Genomic DNA, 15,519 nt, shown 5'->3' on the forward strand with positions numbered 1-15,519 from the left:
ACCCCGGCCCTCCCCCGCAAGCGGGAGAGGGAGCAGATCTCGGCCGTGGCCACGTCTCAACCACGTACCAGCAGCGTGTTGCTCCGCGTCCGGCCCTGCTCGACGTAACCGCGCGCGTGCATGTCCGCAATGCAGTCGTCGGTCCATTCGTCCTTCGACAGATGCTCGATCACCACCGCGCCGGGCCACAGTGACTGCGGCGCGTCGCGGAAGAAGCCGATCAGCACGCGGTCCTCGAAACCCTCGACGTCGATCTTGAGCGCGTCGACCTTGCTCGCGCCGGCTTCGTCGAGGATGCGTTGCAGCCGCAGCGACGGCACCTTGAACGCCTTGCCGGTGGGCGTGCCGGTGACGATGTGGCTGGCGCCGAGATTATCGCCGTCGGTCTCGATCATCAGTTCGCCATCGGTCGGGCCAGCGGCCGCCGCAACCAGGCGCACCTGCGGAAAGCCGGAGGCCTGGGTGTTGAATCTGAGCCGCGCATGCGTCACCGGATGCGGCTCGATCGCGATCACCTTGCCGCCGGGCCCGACATCGCGCGCCACCGCCAGCGCATAGGTGCCGACATTGGCGCCGAGATCGACGAAGGTGCCATCCGTGCCGACATGCGCCCGCAGGAAGGCGAGTTCTTCAAGGTTGTAATCGGGATTGAACAGCGCGCCGCGCTCGGTCGCGCTCGCCTGATGATAGAAGCGGAACGATGCGCCCTGATAAGTCACGTCCAGCGGACCCGCGCCGAACAGATTGACCAGCTTCGACAGCCAGGGCCGGAACGCGCCGCGCTTCAGTCCTGAGCCATGCGCCAGGCGGATGATGGCGGCCTGCGCCGCATTGGGCGCGAAGGCGCCGAACGGCGCCGGCGATATGTCGTTGCTGGGGATCACGCATGGCCTCGTCAAAAGCGCGGCATGCATAGCCGGTTTTGCCGGCAGCGCCAACGCCCGTTACGCCGCCTTGCCCGCTGCCTGCCGTTGCCGCAGGAAGCGGCCGAGCAGCCTTCGCTTGCCCTTGCGCGGGATCAGATCGACGTCGCTGACCAGCTTGGCGCCGCCCTTGCGGCGCTCCAGCACGATCTTGCGGCTATGGAACGCTTCGAGCTCGACGCGATGGGCGACGCTGACGATGGTCGCCTTCGGCAGTTCCGTCGTCACCATTTCCATCATCTTGTCCTGGCTCTTCTCGTCGAGCGCGGACGTCGCCTCGTCGAGCACGACGATGTCGGGGGCGTGCAACAGCAGGCGGGCAAAGGCGAGCCGCTGTTTCTCGCCGCCGGACAGGGTCTGGTCCCACGGCGCGTCCTCCTCGATCTTGTCCTTGAGATGGTCGAGGCCGACCTTGTGCAGGGCACGGCTGATCTCATCGATGGTCCAGTCTTCCGCCGCGCCGGGATAGGCCACCGCGCGCCGCAGCGTGCCCGAGGGCACGTAGGGCTTTTGCGGCAGCATGAACAGTCGGCGATCCGCGTGCAGGCCGACACTGCCGCCGCCCCACGGCCACAGGCCGGCGATGGCGCGCACCAGCGTGCTCTTGCCGGTGCCGGATTCGCCGGCGACCAATAGCCGCTCCCCCGGTTCGATCACCACTTCGGTCTCGCCGACTACGGCGGTGCCGTCGTCCAGCGTGACGGAGAGATCGTTGAGGCTCAGCATGGCCTCGCCCGCGGTCTCGCCGCGCTCGATGCGGCCGAAGCCGTCGCCGGTCTCGGCGCGTTCGAGCCCGTCAAGCGACATCATCAGCGAGGCGATGCGCCGTGCGCAGGCGTTCCAGTCGGCGAGCCGCGGATAGTTGTCGACCAGCCAGCCGAACGCCGTCTGCACGATGGTGAAGGCCGAGGCCGCCTGCATCACCTGGCCGAGCGACATGCTGCCGTCGAGGAATTTTGGCGCGCACAGCAGCAAGGGTACCACCGGCGCAATGAGATTCGATCCCTGCGACACCAGCGTCGTCCGCATGTGCTGCCCGGCGAGCCGCGCCCATTGCCGCAACACGTCCGAGAACGTCTTGTCGATGCCGTCGCGCTCCTCGGTTTCGCCGCCGAGCAGCGCGATGCTTTCGCCATTCTCGCGCACGCGGGTCAGGATGTAGCGGAATTCCGCTTCCGCCTGGTTCTTGTCCTCGGAGATCTGCACGAAGCTGCGGCCGATCGCCGTGATCGAGCCCGACGCGATCGCCGCATAGATGATCGCGGCAATCACCAGGAAGCCCGGGATGCTGATCGACGAGCCGCCGAGCGTCACCGTCAGCGCGCCGCCGATGGTCCAGAGCACGACGATGAAGGTGACGGCCGAGAGCAGCGCCGACGTCACGCCGGCGATGAAGTCGACCGGAGAATCGGTCGCGATCCGCAGATCCTCCGCGATCCGGTACTCCGGATTCTTGTGATCGCCGTCGACGAGGTTGAGCTGGTAGTAGCGGCCGTTCGTCAGCCAGCGCGAGACGACGGCGTTGGTCAGCCAGGCGCGCCAGCGCCGCTGGATGCCCATGCGGCCGAACACCTGTGCAACGCCCAGCAGCACGCTGCCGATCGCGAGCGGAAAGAAGATGGTGGTCAGGTGGAAGACACTCGCCGAATCGCGCTTTTCGATCGCATCGAAGATCGCGCGATTCCAGACATTGATGCCGTACTGCACGGCGACGTTGGCGACGATCAGGAGCAGCAGGCCGATCGTGAACAGCCATGCCAGCCGGTCGCCGCTCCGGCCCCAATAGCCGCGCGCGCTGATCCAGAACCGCGTCAGCAAATAGTCCTTGCGCGCCTGCTCGGCCTCTTCGGCCGACAGCTCGGGATCGGGTTCGACGATTTCCGGCGGCGGCGGTTCGACATGGTCGCCGCCTTCGGCGATCACCTCGACGAATTCCGATTTGTCGTCCGCTTCGTTTGCTGCGGGATCCTTGCGCTCTTGATCGGCCGCCTTTGCGCTCGCTTTCGCAGGCGATGCGGTCTTGGCCGACGACGGCCTGTCCGACGATTGGGATTTTGCCTCAGCTTTGCCCATGGCACGATAACGCCAGGCAAATTACCCGGTTCCGCACTGGGACCGGTGGTCAGCTGCGCGTATTGCAATGACAAGTACCTGCTACAACATCCGCCGCGGCGTATGGGTCCCGGCTTTCGCCGGGACGACGAGTGGAAGGAGCGGTGTGCTATATTCTTCGGTGTCATCGCCCGGCTCGACCGGGCGATCCAGTACGCCGCGGCCTCTCGGCTCAAGCGCTGGCGCCTCTGGAATACTGGATCACCCGCATGCGCGGGTGATGACACCGCGCGGTGTGACATCTTGAATTGCGACTCATCCTCACTGTCGTCCTGGCGTTCGCCAGGACGACAGCGTGCTTGAGATCTGCCACGCAATCACCCTCACTCCGCCGGCGCCTGGTCGCGCCTCAGCCGGCGCGACCGGGTCGCTTTGTGCAGCACGCGCGCGAGCTGCTCGGCCGAATACGGCTTCTGCAGCAGCTCAAAGCCGCCGCTGCCCTGTTGCGACAGCACCTGGCTGTAGCCGGAGGCGAGCACGATCGGCAGATCGAGCCGCTGCCGGCGGATCTCTTCCGCAAGCTCGATGCCGCTCATGCCGGGCATCACGACATCGGTGAACACCAGGTCGAACCGGTCAGCATCGACGGCCAGCTCCTCCAGCGCGTGGGTGGCGTTGTCCACCAGCACGCAGGTGCAGCCGAGCTGGGTCAGCGTGTCGGCGGCAAACTTTCCGACTTCGGCATTGTCCTCGACGATCAGGACCGATGCGCCGGTCCGATCGACCGAGGGCGCGTCCTCGGTGCGCTGCGCCCGCGCGCCATGCCCGCCGACGACGCGCGGCAGGTACAGCGTGAATGTCGCACCCTTGCCGACTTCGCTGATGACGGTCACCTCGCCGCCGGACTGCTTGGCGAAGCCGAACACCTGGGACAGGCCGAGGCCGGTGCCGTGACCGACCTCCTTGGTGGTGTAAAACGGCTCGAAGATGCGGCCGAACAGCTCCTGCGGAATTCCGACGCCGGTGTCGGTCACCGACACCGCGACATGGCCGGGCGAGTTCGGCGGCGTGCCGGTCGCGGACGGCAGCCTGTCCACGGCGCGGACCGCGATCGTGAGCCGGCCGACGCCGTCCATGGCGTCGCGCGCGTTCACCGCCATGTTGATGATGGCGGTCTCGAACTGGCCGGCATCGGCGTTGACGAGGCAGGTCTCGTCCGGCACCTGCGCCGTGATCTCGATGCGCGCGCCGATCAGGGTTGCGATCATCTCGCTCAGGGTGCGGACATTCTGGCAGGCGTCGAACACTTCGGGCTTGAGGGTTTGCCGTCGCGCGAATGCAAGCAGCTGGTTGGTCAGCTTGGCGGCACGGTTCACGGTGTTGGAGATCGCATCGATGTAGCGCTGCCGCCGCGGCTCCGGCAGGTCCGGCCGCCGCAACATGTCGACCGACGCGCGGATCACGGTAAGCAGGTTGTTGAAGTCGTGCGCGACGCCGCCGGTGAGCTGCCCGAGTGCCTCGAGCCGCTGGCCGTGCCGCAACGCCTCCTCGGCCTCGATGCGCCGGTTGGCCTCCTCCTGCAGGCGCTGGGTTCGCCGGAAGGCGAGCGCGAGCAGGCCGAACAGCAGGGCGGTGGCCGGGATCCCGAAGATCAGGTGCTGGGCCATGGTCGACATCCAGCGCGACTGGATCGCCGAGGTTTCGAGGCCGGCACTGACATAGACCGGGTATCCCGCCAGCCGCTGGTAGCGCATGCGCCGCTCGATGCCGTCGGCAGGGGAATGGATCGTCATCGTCCCGGCCTCGGGATTGGCGACGATCTGCCGCCCGAGCGGGCCGCTCGGCTCGAACCGGACGTCGCGGTTGACGGCAGGGAAGTGCGCCAGCACGGCGCCGTCGGTCCGGATCAGCGCCAGGAAGCTGCCGGGCTCGCGGCCGATCCTGGCGTAGAAATTCTCGAAATATTCCGGAAGCACGGAGGCCTGGATCACGCCGGCAAAGCTGCCGTCGTCGCCGTTGCGGCGCCGGCCGACGCTGAAGAACCGCGAGCCCAGATAGGGCGGCCGCGGCGTCAGCACCTCGCCGATATAGGTGCCGATGTCGCCCTGGGCATGAATCCGGAAGTAATCCCGGTCCGAGAAGTCGACGTCGGGGGCCGGCTGCACCAGGCTGTTGACGAGGGCGCGGCCGTTGGCGTCGAACACCCAGACCGATTTCACCTGGGGAAGCGCCATGGCGACCTGCCGCAGCCGCTCGTGCAGGCTCTTCTCGCGCGCGCCGATATCGGCATCACCCATGCCGCGGACGACCTCGGTGACCTCGGCCAGGCCGCGATCGATGGTCTCGAACACCTTCAGCGCGTGCTCATGGGCGACATCGAGCGTGCGCTGGATCTCCTGGTCGGCGGCCTCGCTGGTCGAGATCCAGGACATTGCGGAGGCAAAAACGAACAGCGCCAGCGGAAGGGCCAGCGCGGCGGCCATCATCCATTGCAGCAGTCTCAGCGAATTGCGTTGTGCGGTCTGCACGGGCGCTCCGGCTCCGCGCGAACCATAACGCAAACTGTTGCGCGGGAGGAAGCGAAACGGCGCCGCCGGGCGCGGCGCGGACGCTCGTTCGCCATCCCGCGATCGGTCAAGGTTACCGGAGACCAACCCGGATCGATCAATTCGCAGCCGGCTCACGTCCGGGCCGCGCGGGGCGGCTGCGGCGCGGTGGCATCACGACCTCGTTAGCGCCTCGCCGGCAGTCAAGCGGAAAATCGGCCTGGATGGCGCTTCCGGGCGCTGTTTTTAGGAGTTCTAAAACCTCTCACGGGCAAACGCTTGACCCTGTGACTACCTGCTGAAAAACAGGCCGCATGACAGGCGATCCAAACAGCTCCCGGGATAATTTGCAGGACGTCCGGCTCGGACATGCGGATCGCGGTTTTGTCGGAAAGATCATCAGGCTCGATGCGCTCGTGACGGGCTCATCGCTGTCTCCGCAGGAGCTGGAGCAGCGCCTGGTCGAGATGGGATTTGTCGAGGGCGCGCGCGTGGAAATCCTGCATGAAGGCACGATCCGGAAGGACCCGATCGCGGTGCGCGTCGACAACATCACGATCGCGCTGCGCCGGAGCGAAGCCATGGCTGTGATCGTCGAATGACCACTGCATCCCTGCGCCTGGCGCTGGTCGGCGCGCCGAACACCGGAAAGACGTCGCTGTTCAACAGCCTGACCGGCAGCCGTCAGAAGGTCGCCAACTACCCGGGCGTCACAGTCGAGCGCAAGTCCGGCGGCTTCGTCACGCCCGAGGGCCGCAGCGTGACCGTGCTCGACCTGCCCGGCACCTATTCGTTGCGCGGCCGCAGCCCGGACGAGGAGATCACCCGCGACATCGTGCTGGGCCGCTTCGACGGCGAGGCGGTGCCCGATCTCGTGCTCTGCGTCGCGGACGCCACCAATCTGCGGCTGACCTTGCGGCTGGTGCTCGAGCTGAAGCGCGTCGGCCGGCCGATGATGCTCGTGCTCAACATGATCGATATCGCCCGGCGCCGCGGTGTCACGATCGACATCGATCGGATGTCGCAGGAGCTGGGGCTACCGATCGTGACCTCGGTCGCGGTCCGCAAGGGCGGCATCGACGAGCTCCTGAAGCGGACCGACGAATTCCTGGCAAGGTCGCATGAGGCGGCGGCCAGCGAGTGGACGACGCCGACGATCGCCGACCTCAAGGCCGCGCAGCGCGAGGCGGACCGCATCATCGCCGCGGCGGTGACGCTGCCGACCAAGCCCGACACGCTGACCAACCGGATCGATTCGGTCGTGCTGCATCCGGTCTGGGGTCTCGTGATCCTGGCCGTGATCCTGTTCGTGATGTTCCAGGCGGTGTTCACCTGGGCGCAGCCGGCGATGGAATTTCTCTCGGACAGCTTCGCCGCGCTCGGGCAGCTGATCCACGGCGTGCTGCCGGAAAGCTGGAGCCTGTTGCAGAGCTTCCTGCAGAACGGCGTGATCTCGGGCGTCGGCAGCGTGATCGTGTTCCTGCCGCAGATCATCATCATCTTCCTGTTCATCCTGCTCCTGGAAGATTTCGGCTACATGGCGCGCGCCGCGTTCCTGATGGACCGCATCATGGGCGGCGCCGGGCTGCATGGCCGCGCCTTTATTCCGCTGTTGTCGAGTTTTGCCTGCGCGATTCCCGGCATCATGGCGACGCGGGTGATCGACAATCGCCGCGACCGCCTGACCACGATCCTGATCGCGCCGCTGATGACCTGCTCGGCGCGCATTCCGGTCTACACGCTGATCATCTCGGCCTTCGTTCCGGCGACCACGCTGTGGGGTTTCGTCAATCTGCAGGGGCTCGTGATGTTCGGCCTCTATGCCGCCGGCATCACCAGCGCGCTGACGGTCTCGGCGATCGCGAAATTCTTCCTGTGGCGCGATCACGCGCCGGCGCCGTTCATGCTGGAATTGCCCGACTACAAGATGCCGCGACTGCGCAGCATCGCGATCGGCGTGTTCACCCGCGCCAAGATGTTCCTGTACCGGGCCGGCACCACGATCCTCTCGATGATGGTGCTGATCTGGTTCCTGGCCTCGTTCCCGCAGGCGCCGGCCGGCGCCGAGGGGCCGGCGATCAATTACAGCTTTGCCGCGATGATCGGCCATGCGCTCGAGCCGCTGCTGCGGCCGATCGGCTTCAACTGGCAGATCGCGGTGGCGCTGATCCCGGGCATGGCGGCGCGCGAGGTTGCGGTCGCGGCGCTCGGCACCGTCTATTCGATCGAGGGCGGCAAGGAGGCGGCGGACCAGATCGGCCAGGTGCTGGCGCAGAAATGGACGCTGGCGACCGCGCTGTCGCTGCTGGTCTGGTACATCTTCGCCCCGCAATGCGCCTCGACTCTCGCGGTGATCCGCCGCGAGACCGGCGGCGCGAAGTGGATGGTGGTGACGTTCATCTACATGCTCGCGCTGGCCTATGTCGCGAGCTTCCTGACCTTCAACCTCGCGCAGGCGCTCGGCCTGCGTTGATCGGCAACGCAGTTTCATCATTTCGGCTCGAAACTGCGATAGGTGCATGCAGCCAAGCGAAGCAGTAGAGTTGGTCGAGGGCGCATGAAGCGGGCGCCTCCGCGTGTTCCCTGCGAGACCATGCAATGTCGACGTACGGCCTGGAGCGGCTATTTTCGCCTCGAAGCATCGCAATCGTCGGCGGCAGCCCGCGTCCGTCGTCGCTCGGCGCGGCGGTGCTCAGGAACATCAAGGCGAGCGGCTTCACCGGCCGCGTCGGCGTCGTCAATCGGAACTATGCCGACGTCGATGGTGCGCCGACCGTCCCCGACCTGAAGTCGCTGCCATTCGTTCCGGATCTCGTCGTCATCAGCGCACCGGCGGCGGCGGTTCCCGAAATCGTCGCGGAGGCAGCTTCGGCCGGCGTTGCCGGTGCGGCGATCCTGTCGGCCGGTCTTGGCCATGGCGCGGGCTCGCTCGCGGAGACCGCGGGGCAGACGGCGCGACGGCATGGCATGCGCCTGATCGGGCCGAATTGCCTCGGCGTCATGGTGCCGCGCGCCAAGCTCAATGCGAGCTTCGCCTCGCATCAACCGTCCGACGGGCACGTTGCCCTGATCACGCAGTCCGGCGCGGTCGCGTCGGCGATGATCGAATGGGCGGCGGAGCGGCGGCTCGGCTTCTCCGGCATCGCGTCGATCGGCGACCAGCTCGACGTCGATGTCGCCGACCTCCTGGATTATTTCGCGCTCGACGACCACACCAGCGCGATCCTGATCTATCTCGAAGCCGTCAAGGACGCGCGCAAGTTCATGTCGGCGGCGCGCGCCGCGGCGCGGTTGAAGCCGGTCGTCATCGTCAAGTCGGGACGGATGGCGCAGGGCGCCAAGGCCGCCGCGACCCACACCGGCGCGCTGGCCGGCTCCGATGCGGTCTACGACGCCGCATTCCGCCGCGCCGGCATGCTGCGCGTCTACGACCTGCGCCAGCTGTTCGATTGCGCCGAGCTGCTCGGCCGCGGCTTCATCCCGCGCGGCAACCGGCTCGCCATCCTGACCAATGGCGGCGGGCTCGGCATCCTCGCGACCGACCGGCTGGCCGAGCTCGGCGGCGTTCCCGCGACACTGACGGCGGAGACCATCGAACGGCTCGACAAGGTGCTGCCGCCGGGCTGGTCCTACGCCAATCCGGTCGACATCGCGGGCGATGCCGATGCCGACCGCTACGTGGTGGCGCTCAACGCACTGCTCGATGATGCCAACAGCGACGCGGTGCTGGTCGCGAATGTGGAAACCGCGGTGGCGCCGGCCCAGGGGATTGCCGAGGCGGTGGCGCAATGCGTGCGCGACCGCAGGACGAAGCGGAGTGCGGTCGCCGCGCTGGTGCTCGCGGCCTGGGTCGGCGCCGACGAACGCACCGGCGCGATCTTCGAGGCGGCGCGGATTCCGCATTTCCCGACCGAAGACGATGCGGTGCGCGCCTTCATGTATCTGGTGCGCTATCGCGAGGCCTCGACCGCGCTCGCCGCAACCCCGCCTGGTGTCGCATCGGTGTTCACGCCGGAGACGGCGGCGGCGCGGCACGTCGTCGTGAAGGCGCTGTCGGAGGGGCGTGCCTGGCTCGATCCGGCCGAGATCGTCGCGCTGTTCGCGGCCTATCATATTCCGATCGTGACGACGCTCGTCGCCGAGACCGCCGAGGACGCCGCCGCGAAGGCGGCGCCGTTTCTCGAAGAGGGACATGCGATCGTGGTCAGGGTGTTCTCGCGCGACATCCGGCACGCCTCCGACGTCGGCGGCGTGATCCTCGACCTGCGCACCAAAGACAGCGTCGTTGAAGCTGCACGGACGGTCATGGCGCGGGCACGAAGTGCCCGACCCGATGCCGTCCTGCAAGGCGTGACGATCCAGCCGATGATCGTGCGGCGCGCGGCGCGCGAACTGATCCTCGGCCTCGCCGAAGATCCGACCTTCGGTCCGGTGATCGTGTTCGGGCGTGGCGGCCCCGCGGTCGAGGTGATCAACGACAAGGCGCTGGCGCTGCCGCCGCTCGACATGAATCTCGCCCACGAGCTGATCGGGCGCACCCGCGTCTCGCGGCTGCTCGGCGGCTATGGCGATGTGCCGGCGGTCCCGGCCGATGTGGTGCCGCTCACCCTCGTCAAGCTGGCGCAGATGGCGGCCGACATTCCCGAGGTCGGCGAGCTCGACATCAACCCGATGCTGGCGGACGAGAGCGGCGTGCTCGCGCTCGATGCGCGGGTCGCGATCCGCAAACCCACCCGGCTGTTCGCCGGCCACACCCGGCTCGCGGTCAGGCCGTATCCGTCGCAATGGGAGGGCGAGCTTGCGCTGCGCGACGGCTCGCGTGTCACGGTGCGTCCGATGCGGCCGGAGGATGAGCCGATGGTCAGCGAGTTCTTCAAGCGCGTCACCGCCGAAGACCTCAGGCTGCGCTTCTTCCATGCGATGAAGGAATTCTCGCACGCCTTCATCGCGCGCCTGACCCAGCTCGACTATGCGCGGGCGATGGCGTTTGTGGCGCTCGATCCGAACACCGGCGAGATGATGGGTGCGGTCCGGCTGCACTCGGATTCGCTGTACGAGAACGCCGAATACGCGATCCTGCTGCAGTCCGATCTCAAGGGCAAAGGGCTCGGCTGGGCGCTGATGCAGCTCCTGATCCACTATGCGCGGTCGGAGGGCTTGAAGCGCCTGTCCGGCCAGGTGCTGACCGAGAACACCACGATGATCGGGATGTGCCGCGATCTCGGCTTCACCGTCACGATGGATCCGGACGATCACAGCATCGTCGATGTCGTACTCGACCTCGATCGATCCGGCGTCGATGCGGTCGGCGCCGATATCCTGATCCGGCCTGCGGCGGCTGGTCGCTGATACCAGCGCCAGCCGCGGCCGCGTCGGATCAGATCTGGCGTTCGACCAGCTTGAGCTTGAGCTCGGCGATCGCTTCGGAGGGATTGAGGCCCTTCGGGCACGCCTTGGCGCAGTTCATGATGGTGTGGCAGCGATAGAGGCGGAACGGATCCTCGAGATTGTCGAGCCGCTCGCCGGTCGCTTCGTCGCGGGAGTCGGTGACCCAGCGGTTTGCCTGCAGCAGCGCGGCGGGGCCGAGGAAGCGCTCACTGTTCCACCAGTAGCTCGGGCACGAGGTCGAGCAGCAGGCGCACAGGATGCACTCGTAGAGGCCGTCGAGCTTCTCGCGGTCCTCGTGGCTCTGCCTCCACTCCTTCTGCGGCGTCGGCGTCGTGGTCTTCAGCCACGGCTCGATCGAGGCATATTGGGCGTAGAAATTGGTCAGGTCGGGAACCAGGTCCTTCACCACCGGCTGGTGCGGCAGCGGATTGACCTTCACCGCGCCGCCGGCGCCGACGTCGTGCATCGACTTGGTGCAGGCCAGCGTGTTCTGGCCGTCGATGTTCATCGCGCAGGAGCCGCAGACGCCTTCGCGGCAGGAGCGGCGGAAGGTCAGCGTCGGGTCGATGTGGTTCTTGATCCAGATCAGGCCGTCCAGCACCATCGGACCGCAATCATTGGTGTCGACATAATAGGTGTCGACGCTCGGATTCTTGCCGTCGTCGGGGTTCCAGCGATACACCCGGAATTCGCGCGTCTCGGTGGCACCGGCCGGCTTCGGCCAGGTCTTGCCGCCGGAAATCTTCGAATTCTTCGGAAGTGCGAATTCAACCATGCTTGCTCGCCTTCGTTCTCAGTAGACCCGCGCCTTCGGCGGGATGTACTGCACGTCATTGGTCATCGTGTAGCTGTGCACCGGACGATATTCGATCGCGGTCTTGCCGGCCGGATCGATCCAGGTCAGCGTGTGCTTCATCCAGTTCTTGTCGTCGCGGTCCGGGAAATCCTCGCGCGCATGCGCGCCGCGGCTTTCGGTCCGGTTGGCCGCCGAATCCATCGTCACGACCGCCTGCACGATCAGATTGTCGAATTCCAGCGTCTCGATCAGGTCGGAATTCCACACCAGCGAGCGGTCCGACACCGAGATGTCGCCGACGCCGCCATAGACCTTGTGGATCAGGTTCTGGCCTTCCTGCAGCACGTCGCCGGTGCGGAACACCGCGCAATTGTTCTGCATCACATGCTGCATGCTGTCGCGCAGCTTCGCGGTCGGCGTGCCGCCGGAGGCATGGCGGAAATGATCGAGGCGGCCGAGCGCGAGGTCGGACGAATCCTTCGGCAGCTCCGGCTGCTTGGCGTTCGCGGTCAGCTTGTCGGCAAGGCGCAGCGCGGCGGCGCGGCCGAACACCACGAGATCGATCAGCGAGTTGGAGCCGAGGCGGTTGGCGCCATGCACCGAGACGCAGGCCGCTTCGCCGATCGCCATCAGGCCCGGCACCACCGAATTGTCGTCGCCGTTGCGCTTGGTCAGCACCTCGGCGTGATAGTTCGTGGCGATGCCGCCCATGTTGTAGTGCACGGTCGGCACGATCGGGATCGGCTCGCGGGTGACGTCGACATTGGCGAAGATCTTCGCCGATTCGGAGATGCCCGGCAGCCGCTCATGCAGCACCTTCGGATCGAGGTGATCGAGGTGCAGGAAGATATGATCCTTCTTCTTGCCGACGCCGCGGCCTTCGCGGATCTCGATCGTCATCGCGCGCGAGACGACGTCGCGCGAGGCGAGGTCCTTGGCCGACGGCGCATAGCGCTCCATGAAGCGCTCGCCCTCGGAATTGACGAGATAGCCGCCCTCGCCGCGGGCGCCTTCGGTGACGAGACAGCCCGAGCCGTAGATGCCGGTCGGGTGGAACTGGACGAACTCCATGTCCTGCAGCGGCAGGCCGGCGCGCAGCACCATGCCGCCGCCGTCGCCGGTGCAGGTGTGCGCCGAGGTGCAGGAGGCATAGGCGCGACCATAGCCGCCGGTCGCCAGGATCGTGGTCTGGGCGCGGAAGCGGTGCAGCGTGCCGTCATCGAGCTTGAGTGCAATCACGCCGCGGCAGACGCCCTGGTCGTCCATGATCAGGTCGATGGCGAAGAACTCGATGAAGAACTCGGCCGAGTGGCGCAGCGACTGGCCGTACATCGTGTGCAGCATGGCGTGGCCGGTGCGGTCGGCGGCGGCGCAGGTGCGCTGCGCCTGGCTCTTGCCGAAGTCGATGGTCATGCCGCCGAACGGGCGCTGATAGATCTTGCCGTCCTCGGTGCGCGAGAACGGAACGCCCCAATGCTCGAGCTCGTAGACCGCATCGGGCGCGTTGCGCACCATGTATTCGATCGCGTCCTGGTCGCCGAGCCAGTCCGACCCCTTCACGGTGTCGTACATATGCCAGCGCCAGTCGTCCTGATGCATGTTGCCGAGTGAGGCCGAGATGCCGCCCTGCGCCGCCACCGTGTGCGAGCGGGTCGGGAACACCTTGGTGATGCAGGCGGTGCGCAGCCCGGCTTCCGAGCAGCCGACCACGGCGCGCAGGCCGGCGCCGCCGGCGCCGACCACGACGACGTCGTAGGTGTGGTCCTGGATCGGGTAGGCCTTGCCGTTCGTGGCCGGGCCACCGTTGGTGGCCTTGCCGTTTCCTTCACCGGCCATGGATCAAACTCCCGACGACAATTTGAGGATTGCGTAGATCGAGGCCAATGCGACCGCGACGCAGAAGAAGTTGTTCGCCATCACGCTGGCGATCTTCAGCTTCTCGTTGTGGATGTAGTCTTCGATCACGACCTGCATGCCGATCTTCATGTGCCAGGTGCTGGCGATGATGAAGAGCAGCAGGATGATGGCGATCGGGATCGAGCCGAGGATCTGCGCCGCGCCGGCATGGTTGCGGCCGATCAGCGTGATCACCACGACGATCACGGGAACGATCAGCAGTGTCATCGCAACCGCGGTGAGGCGCTGGCGCCAGAAATCGCCCGTGCCGGTGTGAGCGGAGCCGAGGCCGCGGACGCGCTCCAGCGGCGTGCGCATCGAAGAGGGGCCGCTCATCGTCCACCTCCCACGGCGTAAGCGATGATCCAGATCAGCACGGTCAGTGCGATGCCGGCGACCAGCGCGCCCCAGGTCAGGGCTTCGCGCTCATTGGCCTTGAAGCCGTAGCCGAGATCCCAGACGAAATGCCGGATGCCGCTGCACAGATGGTGCATCAGCGCCCATGTGTAGCCGAACACGATCAGCTTGCCGATCGCGCTGCCGGTGAAGGCCTGGACGTTGGCGTAGGCCGAGGGGCCGGAGGCGGCGGCGATCAGCCACCAGGCCAGCAGCAGAGTGCCGAAATAGAGGGCCAAACCCGTGGCGCGGTGGACGATGGACAGCGCCATCGTCAGCGTCCACCGGTAGGTCTGCAAATGGGGTGAAAGCGGTCGTTCGATCCTGGCGGTCATCGGCGGGCTTTATGTTGTGAGGGACCGCGGCCGGCCCATCGGGGAACGCGGTAGAGGAGTTCTATTTACGGACTAGGATCACCCCGCGCAACGGCCAAATAGCCTTCGGTCGAACCGAAGTTCATTGTTAGACTTGCCGAATTCTGGTTGATCCGCAGTGTGGTATACCAGATGCAAGGTCGAGCGAACCAAACAGTGAATCTCGATGCTCGTGGATCGATTGGCGCGCTCAGCTGCCCGCAAACGGGGTCCGCAAGGCATCGATTTTGCCCCACTGTTCCACCAGATAATCGACAAATGCCCTGATCTTAGGCGATGCGAGACGTGACGGCTGAAGCATCAGATGCAGCGGCGTCGGTGCCGGCTCATGGTCGATCAGCAGGCGCGCCAGGCGACCGTCGGCGAGCTCGGACTGCACTTGCCAGGACGGCACGCGGACGATGCCGGCGCCCTCCCGCGCTGCACTGACCAGCGCGTCGAGGCTATTCATCCAGAGCCGACCGGACATGCGGATTTTGCGACCCGTCTTGGTGCCGTCGGCAAAGCGCCACTCCGCGCTGCCGGGCGAATCGGAAAACACCAGGCAGTCATAAGCGGCAAGATCGTCCGGGGTCTGCGGTACGCCGTGCCGGGCCAGATAGTCCGGCGACGCGCACACGATCATCTGCAGATCGGTGAGCTTCCGCGCGATCAGCTGCGAGTCGCGCAAGCGGCCGATGCGTATTGCCAGATGGATATCCTCCTCGACCATGTCGACGGCGCGGTCGACCAGAAGAAGGTCGACGGACAGCGCCGGATAGCGGCGCAGAAACGCGACCAGTAGCGGCGCGATCACGAGCCGTCCGATCAGGCTCGGCGAGCTGACGCGGATCCGCCCCGACGGCTGATGCGGGTCGCGCGCCAGCGCCGCCTCAATCTCCCTGACCTCGCCGAGGATCGATTTCGCGCGCTCGTAGAGAATGCGCCCGTCGTCGGTCAGCGCGAGCTGGCGGGTGGTGCGCAGCAACAGGCGGGTGCCGAAATGCTCCTCGAGCGCGCTGATCTGCCGGCTCACCGAAGTCAGCGAGCTCGGCAGCGCGCGCGCCGCCGCCGACAGGCTGCCGGTCTCGACCGCGCGGACAAAGGCCGCCATCGCCGCAAGCTGGTCCAAGCCCGATCCTTCCGCATTTCGCAAGAGAGCCTGCTCA

The 15,519-nt window shown here is 66.5% G+C and carries 11 protein-coding genes; 3 read left to right on the forward strand and 8 right to left on the reverse strand.

The window, feature by feature from the left end; genetic code table 11:
• Positions 1-56: 56 nt before the first annotated feature.
• The 3 genes from AC1VNY_RS29315 to AC1VNY_RS29325 all read right to left on the reverse strand — a co-directional run bounded on the left by AC1VNY_RS29315 (position 57) and on the right by AC1VNY_RS29325 (position 5,503).
• On the reverse strand, positions 57-914 hold the full coding sequence (locus tag AC1VNY_RS29315; protein WP_482407790.1) for an FkbM family methyltransferase: 858 nt from the start codon (positions 912-914) through the stop codon (positions 57-59).
• Positions 915-944: 30 nt separating this feature from the next.
• Positions 945-2,996, reverse strand: coding sequence for an ABC transporter ATP-binding protein/permease (locus AC1VNY_RS29320; RefSeq protein ID WP_482407791.1), 2,052 nt, complete (start codon positions 2,994-2,996; stop codon positions 945-947).
• Positions 2,997-3,358: 362 nt separating this feature from the next.
• Positions 3,359-5,503, reverse strand: a complete 2,145-nt coding sequence (locus AC1VNY_RS29325) for a hybrid sensor histidine kinase/response regulator (RefSeq protein ID WP_482407792.1) — start codon at positions 5,501-5,503, stop codon at positions 3,359-3,361.
• Positions 5,504-5,835: 332 nt separating this feature from the next.
• Between AC1VNY_RS29325 and AC1VNY_RS29330 the strand changes: the two genes are divergently transcribed.
• The 3 genes from AC1VNY_RS29330 to AC1VNY_RS29340 all read left to right on the forward strand — a co-directional run bounded on the left by AC1VNY_RS29330 (position 5,836) and on the right by AC1VNY_RS29340 (position 10,870).
• Complete coding sequence (locus tag AC1VNY_RS29330) at positions 5,836-6,123, forward strand: FeoA family protein (RefSeq protein ID WP_026192088.1); 288 nt, start codon at positions 5,836-5,838, stop codon at positions 6,121-6,123.
• Positions 6,120-7,994 carry a ferrous iron transporter B gene (gene feoB, locus AC1VNY_RS29335; protein ID WP_482407793.1) on the forward strand — a complete coding sequence of 625 codons (1,875 nt, stop codon included), beginning with the start codon at positions 6,120-6,122 and terminating at the stop codon, positions 7,992-7,994. The genes AC1VNY_RS29330 and feoB overlap by 4 nt, the downstream gene beginning before the upstream one ends.
• A gap of 125 nt (positions 7,995-8,119) precedes the next feature.
• The gene (locus tag AC1VNY_RS29340; RefSeq protein ID WP_482407794.1) at positions 8,120-10,870 is read left to right on the forward strand and encodes a bifunctional acetate--CoA ligase family protein/GNAT family N-acetyltransferase; all 2,751 of its coding nucleotides are present in this window, start codon (positions 8,120-8,122) and stop codon (positions 10,868-10,870) included.
• Positions 10,871-10,898: 28 nt separating this feature from the next.
• On the opposite strand, the gene AC1VNY_RS29345 is transcribed toward AC1VNY_RS29340, so the two are convergent.
• The 5 genes from AC1VNY_RS29345 to AC1VNY_RS29365 form a co-directional block, all read right to left on the reverse strand.
• A complete protein-coding gene (locus tag AC1VNY_RS29345) occupies positions 10,899-11,684 on the reverse strand; it encodes a succinate dehydrogenase iron-sulfur subunit (RefSeq protein WP_482407795.1) in 786 nt (261 codons plus the stop codon).
• Positions 11,685-11,702: 18 nt separating this feature from the next.
• A complete protein-coding gene (sdhA, locus tag AC1VNY_RS29350; RefSeq protein WP_038387244.1) occupies positions 11,703-13,541 on the reverse strand; it encodes a succinate dehydrogenase flavoprotein subunit in 1,839 nt (612 codons plus the stop codon).
• Between the two features lie 3 nt (positions 13,542-13,544).
• Positions 13,545-13,919, reverse strand: a complete 375-nt coding sequence (gene sdhD / locus AC1VNY_RS29355; protein ID WP_085964893.1) for a succinate dehydrogenase, hydrophobic membrane anchor protein — start codon at positions 13,917-13,919, stop codon at positions 13,545-13,547.
• Between the two features lie 14 nt (positions 13,920-13,933).
• Positions 13,934-14,332 (reverse strand): succinate dehydrogenase, cytochrome b556 subunit, encoded by a 399-nt coding sequence (gene sdhC, locus AC1VNY_RS29360; RefSeq protein WP_028340868.1) that lies wholly within the window; start codon positions 14,330-14,332, stop codon positions 13,934-13,936.
• 229 nt (positions 14,333-14,561) lie between these two features.
• Entirely contained in the window at positions 14,562-15,482 is a 921-nt protein-coding gene (locus AC1VNY_RS29365) for a LysR family transcriptional regulator (RefSeq protein WP_482407796.1), read from the reverse strand.
• Positions 15,483-15,519 lie beyond the last annotated feature (37 nt).

Source organism: Bradyrhizobium ferriligni, assembly GCF_056837965.1.

Bases quoted from the DNA above. Each gene is read 5' to 3' on its own strand.
- sdhC (WP_028340868.1), bottom strand. From the start codon at position 14,332: ATGACCGCCAGGATCGAACGACCGCTTTCACCCCATTTGCAGACCTAC.
- feoB (WP_482407793.1), top strand. From the start codon at position 6,120: ATGACCACTGCATCCCTGCGCCTGGCGCTGGTCGGCGCGCCGAACACC.
- AC1VNY_RS29330 (WP_026192088.1), top strand. From the start codon at position 5,836: ATGACAGGCGATCCAAACAGCTCCCGGGATAATTTGCAGGACGTCCGG.
- AC1VNY_RS29345 (WP_482407795.1), bottom strand. From the start codon at position 11,684: ATGGTTGAATTCGCACTTCCGAAGAATTCGAAGATTTCCGGCGGCAAG.
- sdhA (WP_038387244.1), bottom strand. From the start codon at position 13,541: ATGGCCGGTGAAGGAAACGGCAAGGCCACCAACGGTGGCCCGGCCACG.
- AC1VNY_RS29340 (WP_482407794.1), top strand. From the start codon at position 8,120: ATGTCGACGTACGGCCTGGAGCGGCTATTTTCGCCTCGAAGCATCGCA.
- AC1VNY_RS29315 (WP_482407790.1), bottom strand. From the start codon at position 914: ATGCATGCCGCGCTTTTGACGAGGCCATGCGTGATCCCCAGCAACGAC.
- AC1VNY_RS29320 (WP_482407791.1), bottom strand. From the start codon at position 2,996: ATGGGCAAAGCTGAGGCAAAATCCCAATCGTCGGACAGGCCGTCGTCG.
- sdhD (WP_085964893.1), bottom strand. From the start codon at position 13,919: ATGCGCACGCCGCTGGAGCGCGTCCGCGGCCTCGGCTCCGCTCACACC.